This is a genomic window from Rhizobacter sp. SG703, assembly GCF_012275445.1.
In the GTDB taxonomy this organism is placed as follows: domain Bacteria; phylum Pseudomonadota; class Gammaproteobacteria; order Burkholderiales; family Burkholderiaceae_C; genus Rhizobacter.
In genome coordinates, this window is sequence record NZ_JAAZQK010000014.1 from 175,688 (window position 1) to 191,844 (window position 16,157).

At 68.7% G+C, this 16,157-nt stretch carries 17 protein-coding genes; 12 read left to right on the forward strand and 5 right to left on the reverse strand.

What is annotated here, in order from left to right; genetic code table 11:
- The first annotated feature begins 74 nt into the window (after positions 1-74).
- Positions 75-962: an AraC family transcriptional regulator gene (locus tag FHT26_RS26165; protein WP_168563025.1), complete on the forward strand. Its 888-nt coding sequence runs from the start codon at positions 75-77 to the stop codon at positions 960-962.
- A gap of 8 nt (positions 963-970) precedes the next feature.
- On the opposite strand, the gene pobA is transcribed toward FHT26_RS26165, so the two are convergent.
- Complete coding sequence (gene pobA, locus FHT26_RS26170) at positions 971-2,152, reverse strand: 4-hydroxybenzoate 3-monooxygenase (RefSeq protein WP_168563026.1); 1,182 nt, start codon at positions 2,150-2,152, stop codon at positions 971-973.
- An 88-nt stretch (positions 2,153-2,240) separates the two neighbouring features.
- On the reverse strand, positions 2,241-3,074 hold the full coding sequence (locus FHT26_RS26175; protein ID WP_168563027.1) for an IclR family transcriptional regulator domain-containing protein: 834 nt from the start codon (positions 3,072-3,074) through the stop codon (positions 2,241-2,243).
- Positions 3,075-3,268: 194 nt separating this feature from the next.
- Here FHT26_RS26175 and pcaH point away from each other — a divergent pair, with 194 nt between their 5' ends.
- Together pcaH and FHT26_RS26185 are read left to right on the forward strand one after the other, a co-directional pair.
- The gene (pcaH, locus tag FHT26_RS26180; protein WP_168563028.1) at positions 3,269-3,961 is read left to right on the forward strand and encodes a protocatechuate 3,4-dioxygenase subunit beta; all 693 of its coding nucleotides are present in this window, start codon (positions 3,269-3,271) and stop codon (positions 3,959-3,961) included.
- 11 nt (positions 3,962-3,972) lie between these two features.
- Positions 3,973-4,485, forward strand: a complete 513-nt coding sequence (locus tag FHT26_RS26185; protein WP_168563029.1) for a peptidase associated/transthyretin-like domain-containing protein — start codon at positions 3,973-3,975, stop codon at positions 4,483-4,485.
- An 18-nt stretch (positions 4,486-4,503) separates the two neighbouring features.
- On the opposite strand, the gene FHT26_RS26190 is transcribed toward FHT26_RS26185, so the two are convergent.
- The 3 genes from FHT26_RS26190 to FHT26_RS26200 are packed head-to-tail and all read right to left on the reverse strand — an operon-like array spanning position 4,504 to position 6,982.
- The gene (locus FHT26_RS26190) at positions 4,504-5,496 is read right to left on the reverse strand and encodes a Gfo/Idh/MocA family protein (protein WP_168563030.1); all 993 of its coding nucleotides are present in this window, start codon (positions 5,494-5,496) and stop codon (positions 4,504-4,506) included.
- Positions 5,493-6,512, reverse strand: coding sequence for an NAD-dependent epimerase/dehydratase family protein (locus FHT26_RS26195; RefSeq protein ID WP_168563031.1), 1,020 nt, complete (start codon positions 6,510-6,512; stop codon positions 5,493-5,495). Before FHT26_RS26195 ends, FHT26_RS26190 begins: the two co-directional genes overlap by 4 nt.
- Entirely contained in the window at positions 6,509-6,982 is a 474-nt protein-coding gene (locus tag FHT26_RS26200) for an Lrp/AsnC family transcriptional regulator (RefSeq protein WP_168563032.1), read from the reverse strand. The genes FHT26_RS26195 and FHT26_RS26200 overlap by 4 nt, the downstream gene beginning before the upstream one ends.
- 127 nt (positions 6,983-7,109) lie before the next feature.
- Between FHT26_RS26200 and rocD the strand changes: the two genes are divergently transcribed.
- From rocD to FHT26_RS26245, 9 genes are all read left to right on the forward strand, one after another.
- On the forward strand, positions 7,110-8,408 hold the full coding sequence (gene rocD, locus FHT26_RS26205) for an ornithine--oxo-acid transaminase (protein ID WP_168563033.1): 1,299 nt from the start codon (positions 7,110-7,112) through the stop codon (positions 8,406-8,408).
- A 112-nt stretch (positions 8,409-8,520) separates the two neighbouring features.
- Complete coding sequence (locus FHT26_RS26210) at positions 8,521-9,471, forward strand: hypothetical protein (RefSeq protein ID WP_168563034.1); 951 nt, start codon at positions 8,521-8,523, stop codon at positions 9,469-9,471.
- 36 nt (positions 9,472-9,507) lie between these two features.
- Positions 9,508-9,885: a 2OG-Fe(II) oxygenase gene (locus tag FHT26_RS26215; RefSeq protein ID WP_349238227.1), complete on the forward strand. Its 378-nt coding sequence runs from the start codon at positions 9,508-9,510 to the stop codon at positions 9,883-9,885.
- Positions 9,886-9,970: 85 nt separating this feature from the next.
- Positions 9,971-11,020, forward strand: a complete 1,050-nt coding sequence (locus FHT26_RS26220; protein ID WP_168563035.1) for a hypothetical protein — start codon at positions 9,971-9,973, stop codon at positions 11,018-11,020.
- 198 nt (positions 11,021-11,218) lie between these two features.
- Positions 11,219-12,337, forward strand: a complete 1,119-nt coding sequence (locus FHT26_RS26225; protein ID WP_168563036.1) for a methyl-accepting chemotaxis protein — start codon at positions 11,219-11,221, stop codon at positions 12,335-12,337.
- Positions 12,338-12,385: 48 nt separating this feature from the next.
- The gene (locus tag FHT26_RS26230) at positions 12,386-12,754 is read left to right on the forward strand and encodes a response regulator (RefSeq protein WP_056805425.1); all 369 of its coding nucleotides are present in this window, start codon (positions 12,386-12,388) and stop codon (positions 12,752-12,754) included.
- A gap of 11 nt (positions 12,755-12,765) precedes the next feature.
- Entirely contained in the window at positions 12,766-13,089 is a 324-nt protein-coding gene (locus tag FHT26_RS26235; RefSeq protein WP_168563037.1) for an STAS domain-containing protein, read from the forward strand.
- 22 nt (positions 13,090-13,111) lie between these two features.
- Positions 13,112-15,244 (forward strand): chemotaxis protein CheA, encoded by a 2,133-nt coding sequence (locus FHT26_RS26240; protein ID WP_168563038.1) that lies wholly within the window; start codon positions 13,112-13,114, stop codon positions 15,242-15,244.
- Positions 15,245-15,286: 42 nt separating this feature from the next.
- Positions 15,287-16,157: MCP four helix bundle domain-containing protein (locus FHT26_RS26245; RefSeq protein ID WP_168563039.1), on the forward strand; the 871-nt coding region annotated here is incomplete at its 3' end.

Genomic DNA, 16,157 nt, shown 5'->3' on the forward strand with positions numbered 1-16,157 from the left:
CTGCAACTCAGCAATCGCGGACGCGCGTCGCATGGGCACGGCTCCTACAGTGGCGCGGCCCCTGACCGTCACCCATGCGCCACCAGTCCGAACTCTCCTACCGCCGCCGCATCAACCTCGTCGTCGCGCACGTGCACGCCCACCTGGCCTGCGATCTCGAAGGCGGCACGCTGGCCGACATCGCGGCAATGTCGCGCTTCCACTTCCACCGCGTGTTTTCGGCCATGACCGGCATGACGCCGGCGCAGTACGTGCTGCGCATGCGTCTGGCGGCCGCGGTCGAGGCACTGCGCGGCGGCAGCGAGCCGGTCGGGCAGATCGCGCTCGATTGCGGCTTCGACGGCGGCACGAGCCTGGCCCGCGCGCTGCGACGCGAGTTCGGCCTGTCGCCGAGCGCCGTGCGAGCGGCGCTGGTGGACCCGCGCCTGGCGCTGCCGGTGGTGGCATCCCCGCAACCCTCCCGGAGAAAGACGATGCTCGAACCGACCTTCCGCGACCTGCCCGAACGCCAGCTGCTGTGCGCCACCGAACGTGGCGCGATCGACAACGACATGAGCGCTGCCGCGCAGCGCGCCTTCGGCCGCCTGTTCCCGGCCGTGCAGGCGCTCGGCCTCGGCGACCGGCAGACCGCGTGCCTCGCGATCTGTCCCGACGAGATCAAGGGCTTCGACGACCCCGACGCGCGCTTCATCGCTGCCGTCGCATTCAGCGGCCCGGTGCCCGACCTGTCGGGCGTGGACCGCATCGACTGCCAAGCGATCCCCGCCGGCCGCTGGGCGGTGTTCCGCCACACCGGTCCGTACGACACGCTGTGGCAAACCTGGCGCGCGATCTACCGCGACTGGGTGCCGTCGGCACCGGTCGAATTGCGCGACGCAGCGCCCTTCGAGGATTACGTGAACGACGCCAGCCAGGTGCCGGCCGAAGCGCTGATCACCGACATCCACATCCCGGTGCGCTGACGCGCCGGTCAGCGCTCGAGCGGCAGGCCGACGTAGTTCTCGGCCAGCGCGGTGGCCGCCGCCTCGGACTGCAGCAGGTAGCCGATCTCCGCCTCCTGCAGTTTCTGGCCGAACTCGCCGCCGTCGGGAAAGCGGTGCATCAGCGACGTGAACCACCACGAGAAGCGCACCGCATTCCACACCCGGTGCAGGCAGCGCCCGGAATACCGGTCGATGCCGGCGTCGCTGCGCTGCTGGTAGTGCTCGACCAGCGCCTGCGACAGGAACTGCACGTCGGAGGCCGCAAGGTTCAGCCCCTTCGCGCCGGTCGGCGGCACGATGTGCGCCGCATCGCCGGCCAGGAACAGCCGGCCGAAGCGCATCGGCTCGGCCACGACGCTGCGCAGCGGCGCGATGCTCTTCTCGATCGACGGGCCGGTGACCATGCGCTCGGCCGATTCCGGGTCGAGCCGGCGCCGCAGTTCGTCCCAGAAGGCCTGGTCGCTCCAGCGCGCCGGCGTGTCGCCGGCCGGGCACTGGATGTAGTAGCGGCTGCGCGTCAGCGAGCGCATGCTGCACAGCGCGAAGCCGCGCTCGTGGTTCGAATAGATCAGCTCGTGGGAGACCGGCGGCGTTTCCGACAGCACGCCCAGCCAGCCGAACGGGTAGTGGCGCTCGAACACCTTCAGCGCGCCGGGCGGCACGCTGGCGCGGCTGACGCCGTGGAAGCCGTCGCAACCGGCGATGAAGTCGCACTGCAGCTCGTGCGCGACGCCGTGCCGGCGCCAGCTGACGCGCGGCGACGTGCCGTCGAAGTCGTGCAACTGCACCTCGTCGGCGTCGTACACCGTGACTGCGCCGCAGGCGCTGCGGGCGTCCATCAGGTCGCGCGTCAGCTCGGTCTGGCCGTAGACCATCACCTGCCGGCCGTGCGTCAGCCGGTGCAGGTCGATGCGCTGGCGCGTGTTGCGGAAACCGAGGTCGAAGCCGCCATGCACCAGCCCCTGCGCATGCAGGCGCTGGCCGACGCCGAGCTGGTCCATCAGGTCGACCGTGCCCTGTTCCAGCACGCCGGCGCGGATGCGGCCCAGCACGTAGGCGGCGCTGCGCTGTTCGAGGATCACCGCGTCGATGCCGGCCTGGTGCAGGCGCTGGCCGAGCAGCAGGCCCGAGGGCCCGCCACCGATGATCGCGACCTGGACCCGCTTCATGACCACCCCCAGGACGCGGAGTACCGTGTCCTGCCCCCCGAGGGGGCGCGGGCCGGCTTGGGAACGGCACGGCGCTCGACCCGCTGCCTCACAGCACCGTCCGCAGGCTGGCCTGGGCGTGCAGCAGCGCCGGCAGCGAGCCTTCGACCAGCTGGTCCATCGTGACGCGCGCCGCATGCACGCTGACGTTCATCGCCGCCAGCACCTCGCCGCGGTGGTTCTTCAGCGGCACCGAGAGCGTGCGCAGCCCGAGCTCCAACTCCTGGTCGACCGTCGCATAGCCCTGCGAGCGGGCGCGCGCGATCTCCAGGCGCAGCCGTTCCGGCAGCGTCACGGTGTTCGGCGTCAGCGGCTCCAGCGCCTGGCGCGCGATCCAGGCGTCGACCTCGGCCTGCGGCCGCGCGCTGAGCAGCACGCGGCCGTTCGCGGTGCAGTACGCCGGCACGCGGGTGCCCGGTTGCAGCGTGGACGACACGACGCGGCCGGCGCTGGTGGCGGCGATGCAGATCACGTCGTTGCCGTCGAGCACGCCGGCCGATGAGGCTTCCTTCAGTGCGTAGGCCAGCTTGTGCAGCTCGGGCTGCACGATGCGCGGCAGCCGCGCCGAATGCATGTAGCTCTGGCCCATGCGCAGCACCTTCGGCGTCAACGCGTACATCTTGCGGTCGCTGTTGACGTAGCCGAGGTGCTCCAGCGTGATCAGGTAGCGGCGCGCCGCGGCGCGGGTCAGCTGGCAGCGGGCGGCGACCTCGCTGATCGTCAGCCGTGGCCGGTCCTGGTCGAAGGCCTCGATCACCGCGAGGCCCTTCTCGAGGCCGGCGATCAGGTCGCGCTTGTGCGGGGCCGGTGAGGCGTCGGGGGCCGCGTCCGGCGCGGGGTCGCCGGCCAGGTCGTCGGGATGCCGAGGTTCGCGAGCGTTCATCTCCACTGCTGCTCCGATGTGCGCCAATCGCCCACGGTGGGCGATGTGTCGACGCGATCGGCGTCCGGGCCCTTGTGGTCCGAATCAATGTAGCCTACCTTCCGCGAATTGCGGCCGGCTTGCGCACGCGTGGGCGATTGGCGTACCGGTCGGTGGGCGACCGGGTACGCAGGCCCCTCAGCGAGGAGACATCGATGCAGTTCGACGAGGTGGCACCGGGGGTGTACCCGAGCCTGATCCATCCGCCTTACCAGTCCACCCGCAGCCGCGGCCCGACGCAACCGCCGTTGCGCGTGAAGGCACCGGTGCCGGCGAGCGACGGCGTGCGCTTCTCGCCGGCGCTGGTCGGTCCGGAGGACCTCGACCTGACGAGCCACGGCCGCAGCGCGCCGCTGGGCGAGAAGATCATCGTCAGCGGCCGCGTGGTCGACGAAGACGGCCGGCCGGTGCGGCGTTCGCTGCTGGAGGTGTGGCAGTGCAACGCGGCCGGCCGCTACTGGCACCCGAAGGACCAGCACGACGCGCCGCTCGACCCGAACTTCCACGGCGTCGGCAGGATGTTCACCGACGACGACGGCCGCTACCGCTTCGTCACGATCAAGCCGGGGCCGTACCCGTGGGGCAACCACGACAAGGCCTGGCGGCCGGCGCACATCCACTTCTCGCTGTTCGGCAACGTGATGGCGCAGCGGCTGGTGACGCAGATGTATTTCGCGAACGACCCGCTGTTCGCGTTCGACCCGATCTACCAGAGCATTCCCGACGACGCGGCGCGGGCGCGCCTGGCCGCGCACCTCGACATGGCGCACACCGATGGCGGCAATGCCCTCGGCTATCGGTTCGACATCGTGCTGCGCGGCCGCCACGCCACGCCGATGGGCCTGTGAGCGCCGCCGCCATGACGAACGGCATCACGTCATCGCAGACCATCGGGCCGTTCCCGCACGAGGGCTGGCGCTGGGCCGCCGAGCTGTCGCAGCAGGGGGCGGTGGGCGCGGGCCTGGTCACGATCAGCGGTGTGCTGTACGACGGGCAAGGGGCGCCGGTCAGCGACGGCTGGGTCGAGGCCTGGACGCCGGCGGCCGCGCCGGTCGAGCACGAGCGCCCGCTGCCGGGCTTTCGCCGTTGTGCGACCGGCGAGCAGGGCGAGTTCCGGCTGGAACTGTCAGCCGCGCCGAGGCCCGGCGAGCCGGTGGCCTGGATCGCGCTGTTCGCGCGCGGCCTGCTGAAGCACCAGTTCTGCGCGGTGTTCCTCGCCGATGCGCCGGGCCTCGCGAACTCGGAGCTGCTGGCCCAGGTGCCGGCAGCGCGGCGCGACACGCTGATCGCGCAGCGACAGGCCGATGGCAGCTACCGCTGGGACATCCATTTGCAAGGCGAGCGCGAGACGGTGTTCCTCGACTTCACGTAGCCCGGATTGGCATCCGGGCTACACGTTTGCCGCGCCGTGCGCGCCGGCCAGCAGCGCATCCATCGCGACCGCCTGCGCGATCGAATCGTCGAGCGTGATGCGCAGAGCCTCGTGGCCTTGCGCGGCCGTTTCGAAGTGCCGCACCATCAGCGCATACGGGTCGCAGGGCGCGAAGCGCTCGACGTGGTCGCCGATGCGCAGCACCGCCTCGACGTCCTTCCAGCCGAACGGCGTCTCCAGCCGCAGGATGCCGTCGCGCAGCAGGGCCTCGAACTGCGCGTGCGGCGGCAGCGAGAACGCGCAATCGAAATGGCCGGTGACGTCGCCGTGCACCGTGTCGAAGCGCAGCATCGCGTGCGCCGCATGGTCGACGCGGCCGCCTTCGGCATCGGGCGGCGTCAGGCCGGCCGCGACACCGGTCACCACCGGCTCGACGCCGGCCAGCCACCGCATCACGCTCAGCGGGTAGCAGCCCAGGTCGTACAGCGCGCCGCCGCCCATGCGGCGGCTCCAGCGCACGTCGGCCGGGTCGTGCAGCGTGTACGTGAAGTGGCTGCGCATCCACTTCAGCGGGCCCCAGGCCTCGCCGTGCACCAGCGCCTGCGCCCGCGCGAGCTGCGGGTGGAAGCGGTGCATGAAGGCCTCCATGACGGTGCGCTTCGCCGTGCTCGCGGCGGCCTTCATCTGCCGCGCCTCGTCGGCGCTCAGCGCGAGCGGCTTCTCGCACAGCACGTGCTTGCCGGCCGCCAGCGCCGCGAGCGTCAGCGGCAGGTGCGCATGGTTGGGCAGCGCGATGTAGACCGCGTCGATGTCGTCGCGCGCGAGCAGCCCGGCGTAGCCGCTGACGTGCGGGATCTCGTGCTTCGCCGCGAAGGCCGCGCCGCGGACCGGGTCGCTGCAGCCGAGCGCGACGATCGGGCTGCCGGTGCTGCGGAACGCCGGGATCAGCGCCGACGCGGCGATGCGGGCCGCGCCGATCAGTCCCCAGCGCAGGGGAGGTGGTGAGGTCATGGTGATGAGGGTGCGAGCAGCGCCCATCGTGCCAGCAATTCCTGTTCTCGCTGCGGCGTCAACCTGCCGTCGCGCCGAGCGTCGTCGGCTGGGGGGATCGGCTCGGCCAGGATGTCGGCGGCCGTCTCGTGCAGCGGCCGCGTGTTCAACCCGGCCGCCCGCGCCCGTGCGACGCTGACCGCCAGAAAGCCCTGCGAATCCGCTTCGCTCGCCGGGATCCACAGCGGCAACCCGGTCCACAGGCGCACGCCCTCGGCCTGCAGGAAGGCCTCGCTGACCTGCCGCGGTGTCGCCGGCGCGTGCCCCGCCTGCATGGCCGCGGCGATGCAGGTGTCGATCATCCGCGGCCAGGTCGTCGGGCCGTCGACCGGACCGGTCGCGTTGAAGTCTCCGCGGGTGCCGCTCTCCAGCAGCCGCAGCATCCACGCGGCGAGGTCGCGCACGTCGATCATCTGCAGCGGCGACGGTGAATCGGGGACCAGCATCGTGCCCCCGGCCGCCGCCCGCCACGGCCAGTAACTGAAGCGCCCGGTCGGGTCGCCCGGGCCGACGATCAAGCCCGGCCGCACCACCAGCGCCCGCTCACCCCACACGCGGCGCAACGCCGCCTCGCAGGCCGCCTTCTGCGCGCCGTAGTGCGCGGTGCTGCGATCGTCCGGCGCCACGCCGTCGAACGATGCCAGCGGCGCCCGCTCGTCTTCGCCCGGCCGCGCGAGCGAGGCATAGGCCGACACGCTGGAGACGAACAGGTACTGCCCCGCATCGGCCAGGGCCTCGGCGCCGAGCCGCACGTCGACCGGCAGGTAGCCGCTGGTGTCGACCACCGCATCGAAGCGCCGGCCCGAGAGCCGGTCGAGGTCGTGCTGCCGGTCGCCGGCGATGTGCTCGACCTGCGCCGGCCAGCGGCCGCGCGAGCGGCCACGGTTGAACACCGTCACCGCATGCCCGGCCGCGCGCGCCGCGTCGACGACGGCCGCACCGAGGAACACCCCGCCGCCGAGCACCAGCAGCCTCATGTGGACACCGGCAACGGCGACGGCGCCTTCACCTCTTCCATGCAGATCATCGAGCGCACGTCGTCGACGCCGGGCACCTGCATCAGCCGGTCGGTCAGGAACTGGCTCAGGCTCTTCAGGTCTTGCGCGACGACCTTCAGCAGGTAGTCGCTGTCGCCCGACACCGTGTGGCATTCGAGGATCTGCGGGAACGCGCGGATGTCGGCCTCGACCTCGCGCACGCGGCCGAACTGACCGCCGTCGATGTTCAGGCTGACATACGCCATCACGCCCAGCCCGAGCGCCTGCGGCTCCACCTGCGCGCGGTAGCCGCGGATCACGCCGCGCTCTTCCAGCGCGCGCACGCGTCGGAAGCACTGCGGGGCCGAGAGGTGCACCTGCGCCGCCAGTTCCACGTTGCTGGCGCGGCCATCGGCCTGCAGGGCTTCCAGAATCTTGCGGTCCAGGCCGTCAATCGCTCCACCGTTCATCGCTGTACCTCGTTGAATGCACGAATCGTGTGCCGCTAGAGACTTTGATGCAAGTATTGGAAAGCAAATTTCGCGGCCGTGTCTCTAGACTGTGAGCGTTCGCTATGCCCCCAGACCAGGAGTCGACATGACCACCGCCGCCCGCGCCGCCGCGCTGCAAGCCCGCCACGCCTCGCCGGCCCGCCCGTCGACGACCGCCCCGATCGCGCTGGAGCAGCGGTACGGCGCCCACAACTACCACCCGCTGCCGGTCGTGCTGACGCGTGGCGAAGGCGTCCACCTGTTCGACGACCAGGGCCGGCGATACCTCGACATGATGTCCGCTTACTCGGCCGTCAGCTTCGGCCACAGCCACCCGGTGCTGGTGCAGGCCCTGACCGAGCAGGCGCAGACGCTGGCCGTCACCAGCCGGGCCTTCCACACCGACCGGCTCGGCCCCTTCCTCGAGACGCTGTGCCGCATGACCGGCATGGCGCGCGCGCTGCCGATGAACAGCGGCGCCGAGGCGGTCGAGACCGCGATCAAGGCCGTCCGCAAGTGGGCCTACAAGGTCAAGCGCGTGCCCGAGGGCCGGGCGCAGATCCTGGTCGCCGAAGGCAACTTTGCCGGCCGCACCACCACCATCGTCGGCTTCTCGACCGAGGCGCAGTACCGCGACGGCTTCGGCCCGTTCGCGCCGGGGTTCGCCGCGGTGCCGTTCGGCGACGCGCAGGCGCTGGAAGCCGCGATCACGCCGCACACCGCGGCCTTCATCGTCGAGCCGATCCAGGGCGAGGCCGGCATCATCGTGCCGCCGGCCGGCTACCTGAAGGCGGTGCGCGAGATCTGCACCCGCCACAACGTGCTGATGGTCTGCGACGAGGTGCAGACCGGCCTCGGCCGCACCGGCCGGCTGCTGGCCTGCGATCACGACGGCGTGCGGCCCGACGGGCTGGTGCTCGGCAAGGCCTTGGGCGGCGGGCTGCTGCCGGTCAGCGCCTTCCTCGCGCGCGACGACGTGATGGCGCAGTTCACACCCGGCGACCACGGCAGCACCTTCGGCGGCAACCCGCTGGCTGCGGCAGTCGGGCTGGCCGCGCTGCAGCTGCTGGAGCGCGAGCAGCTGGCGCGCCGCGCGCAGGAGCAGGGCGACTACCTGATGGCCCAGCTGGGCCAGCTGCAGCACCCGGCGATCGTCGACATCCGCGGCCGTGGCCTGCTGGTCGGCGTGCAGATCGACCCGGCGTTCGCGAGTGCGCGCGAGGTCTGCGAGCGGCTGATGGACGAAGGCGTGTTGACCAAGGACACGCACCACACGGTGGTGCGGCTCGCGCCGCCGCTGGTGATCGAGCGGGCGCAGGTCGACGAGGCGGTGGGGGCGCTGCGGCGGGTGCTGCAGGCGATCGAGGCGAAAAGCAGCGCAGACAGGCAGACGCTGATGGCTTGACGGCGCGGAACGGGCGTATGGTCCCTGGTCATATCTGGCCTGCGAAGACACGGAACCGATCAATCCGCGTTGCGACGAAGCGGTGCGCGCCTTCGCGCATGGAGATTCACCGATGTTCGTCCAAGATGTTTTCTCCCGCCCTTCCACGATGTGGGTTCCCATTCATTCACACCGCAACATTGCAAAACGTATTCGAGAGGGTCGCTTCGCGTCGAAGGAATTTACGGGCGCCGTGACGTCAATGCTGAGGAGGGCGAGTGAACTGCCTCCCGAACTCGTGGCGATCATGATGTCGCAATTGAGGTTCGTGGAACAAGAATCTCCCGAGAGCGATGGCGTTGTTCGGCAGCTTGGTGCAGACATCGGATTGAAGACGGACCCGGCGGCCCGGACTTTGTGCTTGCTGAAGCAATCCATAGACGACGCGGCGATCGCGTTCAGGGAGGCAGATGCTGCACGCGGGTACTCGCCGCTCAACTTGCTCTGGTCTGTCGAGCTCTGCGGTGTTCCGACCTCGCTGACCAAAGCCACAGAGGGGGCCTACGAACTGCCGAGGTGGCTCTCCCAGCAGATCGATGACTTGATTCACGAGTTCAAATCGGATCTGGAGGCATGTGACTGGCAAGGGTGCTGCGAGAGCATGGCAGCGCTCGATCGACTCATCTGCCGGCAGCTCGTGGCATCGCCTGACTCATCGTTGTCAAGTTGGCGCCTTCCTCCGCGACCGGAAGTCCGACCGTGCCGGCCGGTCGAAAAGGCCTTGGCCGATTTGCGAGCGTCCGCAAGCTTCGACATCTATTTTTTCGATATGACGAAGGAGTGGCCCGGAGCAGGCAAGGAAGCGTCGCGTCTGGTGGATGTGGTCACAAAGCTTCAGCTCTCGTTCTCAAAGTCCGCAACGACCCTGCCGGCGACGACGAGCAAGTTGATCTCAGCAAAAATCAATGGTCTGGAATCGGCTGTGGTTTCGAAGAATGCAGATTTGTATGGCGTTCACCGCAACGGCCTGCGGCAATTGCTGATGGATTTGATTCACGAGGAAAGACGCCAGCGGCGGCATTGAAGAGCCTTGATTGAGCGGGCAGCATAAGCTGCGGCCGTGAACATCTTCTCTTCCTTCACTCGCTACGCCCGCCAGGCCTTCCGCTGGCAGCGCGGCCGCCAGGGCACCGGCTACGACAAGATGCTGCTGCTCACGGCCCGCTGGCCGCTCGGCTTCGACAGTTGGCTGCTGCGCTATCCCGAAGGCTCCGAGATCCCGCCGCACACCGACCCGGTGCAGGCGCGCCGCCATTACCGCCTGAACATCGTGCTGAAGGCCTCGCCGGCCGGCGGCGAGTTCGTCTGCACGACGCCGATCTTCGCGACACGCCGCATCAAGCTGTTCCGCCCCGACGCCTGCGAGCACAGCGTGACGCGGGTGATCGGCGGCAGCCGCTCTGTGCTGTCCATCGGATGGGTGCTGCCGACGATTTGACTGGCGGTTGGTGCCGAGGAGGGAACCGAACCGGTTGCCGAGCGCACTCAGGGGCTTCCATCACTTCATCGCATGAGCTCCGTCAATGCAATCTCAGAACCCTGCTCCTCAGAAAACTGCTTCCCGTCCCGTGACCGGTCCAGCTTGGGAGCCGATTGGCTTCGCGCATCAGGCGACGCGACTGCGCGTGCGTGCCGGAACGCTTGCATCGCGCCGCCACGCACGCATGGTCACGACAATCCTGATCAAGGAGGCGAAGCAGCCGCATGCCTGTGCGTTGCTGATCTATCCGTGGATGAGGGTTGCAGACCAGCGGTTCGTCGGCAGCGACAAAGGAATCATCGGGCAGATGGCGGCCGACATGGGGTTGCCACAAGACCTGTGTGGGCCCGCCTTGTGCAGAATGAAGCGGCACATTGACGACGGCGCATCCCACTTCGGCAATGCCCGGTCGATGCACAAGCGTTCGGAGAATGAGGGGTGGGACGTCATCCTGGCGGACGTGCATCAAATCTTGGAAGAGGCATTCACCCAGGTCGGCAAGGACATCGTCCCCAGGGAAGTGTCGGAAGCGATCGGCGATCTGATCAGCCGCTTCGGAACGGCGTTGGAAAGCAGTGACTGGCAAGGTTGCTGCGAAACCATGGCGCAGCTGGATCAGCTTGTCTCAAGCGAGTTGGTCGAAACGCCGGCCATGTTCCCGGGCACTCCGGGCGGCGAGCAAGTGGCTGCAGAAGAGCAAGCAGGTCGACGGGAGATCCAAGATCGGCGCGAGGCGATTGGCCGATTGCAAGGCCTCGAGCATCCCGCTGCGCAAGGAATAGCCGGCCACATGCAAACTCACACGTTGACTCAAGCCACAGCGGCAGCGTCCGAAGTCGGCAAACACATCTCGTCGCTCATGGCCGAATTTCCAGAGGTCAATGGCTCGATACCCATCAACAAGCGACGTGAGCTCCTGCATGGGAAGATTGACACAGTGCAAACGGCATGTGATCTCCATCTTCCGCATCTGTCGCTCATCAAGCGGCGTCAGTTTGTTGACGGCATTGCCGTGCTGAAGTTGCACGCAGCGAAGGGGGACATGCAGGACTTTCTGAAAGAGCTCTCGAAGTTCTCGCTTGGGTTCTCGTAACTCGCGCTTACAACTGCCCGGAATTTCCCCGCAGTTTTTGACGTCACCGAAGGATCGCGCGCTTCATTTCCGCCGTGGGCATGCCGAAGAGTACGCATGTCCTCGTACAGCCTTCCTCCAGGCGGTGAAGCGGCGCTTGCGCCGTCTCGAGCCGCCACGTCGCCCGACCTGTCCCCGAGCGCATTCGCGTGCACGGCCATGGGGCTCGCGGGCGGAATCTCGACCTGGGCCGCCAGCGGCTGGAACGGCTGGGCGCTGCTGGTCGGCTGCGGCCTGACGGCCGCCGGTGCGCTGTTCGACCGCCGCCAGGCGGCGCGGCGCCGGCAACACCATGACAACACCGCCGCGTTCGTCGCCGGCACCGAGCGGCTCGGCCGCGAACTGCTGCCGGTCTGGGGCGGCCACATCGAAAGCTCGCGCGCGCAGATGGAGACCGCGATCTCGGCGCTCGCGCTGCGCTTCGGCGGCATCGTCGACAAGCTCGACCAGGCGATGCGCGCCTCCAGCCTCGCGGCCGGTTCGGTCGAGAGCAGCGACCAGGGCCTGGTCGCCGTCTTCGCGCACAGCAGCAAGGAACTGAACGGCGTGCTCGAGTCGCTGCGCGCCGCGATGGCCAGCAACGGCGCGATGCATGCCGAGGTGCAAAGCCTGAACCGCTTCGTCGGCGAGCTGCAGCAGATGGCCGCCGAGGTCGCCAACATCGCGTCGCAGACCAACCTGCTGGCCATCAATGCCGCGATCGAGGCAGCCCACGCCGGAGAGACCGGCCGCGGCTTCTCGGTGCTGGCGCAGGAGGTGCGCAAGCTGTCCGCCGCGTCCGGCGAAACCGGCCGCCGCATGGCCGACAAGGTCGCGCTGATCGGCGAGGCGATCGCCACCGCGCGCCGCAGCGCCGATGCGTCCGCCGAGCGCGAGGCGGCGTCGATCGTCGCCTGCGAGACCACGATCAACAGCGTGCTCGGCGGCTTCCACACCGTCACCGATGCGCTGGTCGCGTCGGCCGATGTGCTCAAGCGCGAGAGCGTCGGCATCCAGGGCGAGATCGGCGAAGCGCTGGTGCAGCTGCAGTTCCAGGACCGCGTCAGCCAGGTGATGTCGCATGTGCGCCAGAACATCGAGCAGCTGCCGGCCGAGTTGACGCGCAGCCGCGAAGGCTTCGAGCGCGACGGCCTGCTGCGGCCGGTCGACAGTGCCGGGCTGCTGGCCGAGCTCGAGAAGACCTACGCGATGGCCGACGAGCGCCAGTTGCACAGTACGCACGGCGGCCAGGGAGCCGCAGCCGGCGCCGACGCCAGCGAAGAGATCACCTTTTTCTGAACCAGATCCTCCGACAACGACAGACACAGACCGGGAGAAAAACACACCATGGCCAAGAACATCCTGATCGTCGACGACTCCGCTTCGGTGCGGCAGGTCGTCGGCATTTCGCTCAAGCAAGCCGGCTACGACGTGATCGAGGGCGTCGACGGCAAGGACGCGCTGAAGAAGCTGACCGGCCAGAAGGTCCACCTGATCATCAGCGACGTGAACATGCCCAACATGGACGGCATCAGCCTGGTGAAGGCCGTCAAGCAGATGCCGGCCTACAAGTTCACGCCGATCGTGATGCTCACCACCGAGTCGCAGGAGGCGAAGAAGAAGGAAGGCCAGGAAGCCGGCGCCAAGGCCTGGGTGGTCAAGCCGTTCAAGCCCGAGCAGCTGCTCGGCGTCGTGCAGAAGCTCGTGCTGCCCTGAGGAGCCGCGCCATGACCACCGTTGACGCAGTCGTGTTGCGCATCGAAGGCGAGCTGACGATCTACCGCGCCGCCGAACTGAAGCAGACGCTGCTCGCCGCCGTTGCCGCGAACCCGGCGGTCGAGGTCGACCTGTCGCAGGTCAGCGAGTTCGACAGCGCCGGGCTGCAGCTGCTGCTGCTCGCCAAGCGCGAAGCCGGGGCCGCCGGCCGCACGCTGCGCCTGGTCGACCACAGCCCCGCGGTGGTCGAGGTGCTGGAGCTGTTCGACCTCGCCGCGCATTTCGGCGATCCGCTGGTCGTCGGATCGGCTTCGATCTCTTCGCGCGCCGCGTGACGCGCTCCCGGAAGGCATCCCGATGAACATGGACCAGGCCCTGCAGACCTTCTACGCGGAAAGCCGCGAGCTGCTGGAAGACATGGAGGCCTCGCTGCTGCGCGTGCGCGAGGAGGCCGAACCGGCGGAGACGATCAACGCGATCTTCCGCGCCGCCCACACCATCAAGGGCTCGGCCGGTCTGTTCGGCCTCGACGACGTGGTGGCGTTCACGCACGTCGTCGAAAGCGTGCTCGACGAGGTGCGCGAGGGCCGCCTCGCGGTCGACGAGCCGATGGTCGCGCTGCTGCTGGCCTGCGGCGACCACATCGGAGCGCTCGTCGACGCGGTCGAATCCGATGCGGACCAGGTCGACCCGGCGCTGCTGCAGCGCGGCGAGCCGCTGCTCGCGCGGCTGCGTGCGCACCTGGTGCCGGCATCGGGGGCCGTGGTGGCCGCCGCGGCATCGGAACCGTCGTTCGAGCGCATCGGCGGCGCAACCGACGACGCCGACCTCTGGCACATCTCGCTGCGCTTCGGCCGCGACGTGCTGCGCAACGGCATGGACCCGCTGTCCTTCATCCGCTTCCTCGGCACGCTCGGCCAGGTGGTCGGCATCGTGACGCTGGCCGACGCGCTGCCGGCCGCCGACGAGATGGACCCCGAGTCCTGCTACCTCGGCTTCGAGATCGCGTTCCGCAGCCAGGCCGACAAGGCCGCGATCGAAGGCGTGTTCGACTTCGTGCTCGACGACTGCACGCTGCGCATCGTGCCGCCGCACAGCCGCATCGGCGACTACATCGACCTGATCAAGGCGATGCCGGAAGAAGCGTCTCGCCTCGGCGAGATGCTGGTGCGCTGCGGCACCGTCACCGCCCACGAACTCGAAGCGGCGCTGAACACGCAGGCGCGGGCCGTGCCGACGCCGCTGATCGGCGCGGTGCTGGTCGAGCAGGGCCGCGTCTCGCCGCCGGTGGTCGAGGCCGCGCTCGAGAAGCAGAAGCGCGTGAAGGACGCGAAGACGCAGGAGAGCCAGTCGATCCGCGTCGATGCCGACAAGCTCGACCACCTGATCAACCTGGTCGGCGAGCTGATCATCGCGTCGGCCGGCGCCAGCCTGGTCGCGCGCAGGACGCGCAACAGCGAGCTGCAGGAATGCCATTCGGTGCTGTCCGGCCTGGTCGAAGAAGTGCGCGACAGCGCGCTGCAGCTGCGCATGGTCAAGATCGGCGGCACCTTCAGCCGCTTCCAGCGCGTGGTGCACGACGTCTCACGCGAGCTCGGCAAGGACATCGGCCTGGTGGTCAACGGCGAAGACACCGAGCTGGACAAGACCGTGGTCGAGAAGATCGGCGATCCGCTGACGCACCTGGTGCGCAACGCGATCGACCACGGCATCGATTCGCCGGAGCAGCGCGCCGCGCGCGGCAAGCTGGCCCGCGGCACCGTGATGCTGAATGCCTTCCACGACTCCGGCAGCATCGTGATCGAGGTCAGCGACGACGGCGGCGGCCTGGACCGCGAGAAGATCCTCGCGAAGGCCGTCGAACGCGGCCTGGTCGAGGCCGGTCGCACCTTGAGCGACGCCGAGATCTACGCGCTGATCTTCGAGCCTGGCTTCTCGACCGCCGAGAAGGTGACCAACCTGTCGGGCCGCGGCGTCGGCATGGACGTCGTCAAGCGCAACATCGTCGCGCTGCGCGGCAGCGTCGGCATCGCCAGCACGCCGGGCGAGGGCACCACCGTCACGGTGCGGCTGCCGCTGACGCTGGCCATCATCAACGGCTTCCAGATCGGCGTCGGCAAGGCGGTGTTCGTCGTGCCGCTGGACATGGTCGACGAATGCGTCGAGTTCAGCGCCGAGACCGAGCACGACTACACCGACCTGCGCGGCGAGGTGCTGCCGTTCATCCGGCTGCGCGAGCTGTTCGACATCGACGGACCGCAGAGTGCGCGACCGAACATCGTCGTCGTCAAGCATGCCGGCCAGAAATTCGGCCTCGTCGTCGACACGCTGCTCGGCGAGGCGCAGACCGTCATCAAGCCGCTGTCGAAGATGTTCGGCCAGGTCCGCGGCATCAGCGGCTCCAGCATCCTCGGCAGCGGCGACGTTGCGCTGATCCTCGACGTGCCGGCCTTGATGGAGTCGGCCGTCACGCCGGTCCCGGCCGCCTGAATCCATCCGTTTGCTTCACCAGATTCCAGGGAGAACCACACCATGTTCAGCAACTTCAAGATCGGCGTGCGGCTGATCGCGGGCTTCATGCTCGTCGCGTCGATCAGCGTCGTGATCGGTTTCATCGGCATCTCGAACACCAGCCAGATGAACGAGCTGGCCGACAACATGTACACGAAGGAGCTGATGGGCCTGTCGTACATCAAGGAAGCCAATATCAACCTGATCTACATCGGGCGGGCCCGTTCGAACTTCCTGCTGGCCAGCTCGCAGGCCGAGCGCGACAAGCACATGGCGTCGATCACGAAGAGCCTGGCCTCGATGAAGGACTACATCGAGAAGGCCAAGCCGCTGTTCGTCAGCGACCGCGCGAAGGAAGTCTTCACCGCGTTCGGCGCGATGTCCGAGGACTACCAGCGCGAGATGCAGCGCGCGCTGACGCTGGCGTCGGCGAAGAAGCTGGCCGACCGCGACGAGGTGCTGGCGCAGTCGCTCGACCTGGTGCGCGACAAGGCCAACAAGCTCGACGAGATGCTCGACGAGCTGATCCAGCAGAAGGAGACGCGCGCCAAGGCGGCCGCCGAGCACACCGAAAGCCTGTACCGCAGCAGCCGCACCGTGATGATCGGCGCGATCGCCGGCGGCGTCGTGCTGGGCCTGCTGCTCGGCTTCTTCATCAGCCGCAGCGTCAGCAAGCCGCTGGTGCGCGCGGTCGATGCCGCGAACCGGCTGGCCGAAGGTGACCTGACGGTGCAGATCGACGCGACCAGCCGCGACGAGACCGGCCAGCTGCTGCAGGCGATGAAGCACATGGTGGCCAAGCTGTCGCAGGTGGTGACCGAGGTGAACAGCGGTGCCGAGGCGCTGGCGGGGGCATCGGAAGAGGTGAGCGCGACGGCGCAGTCGCTGTCGC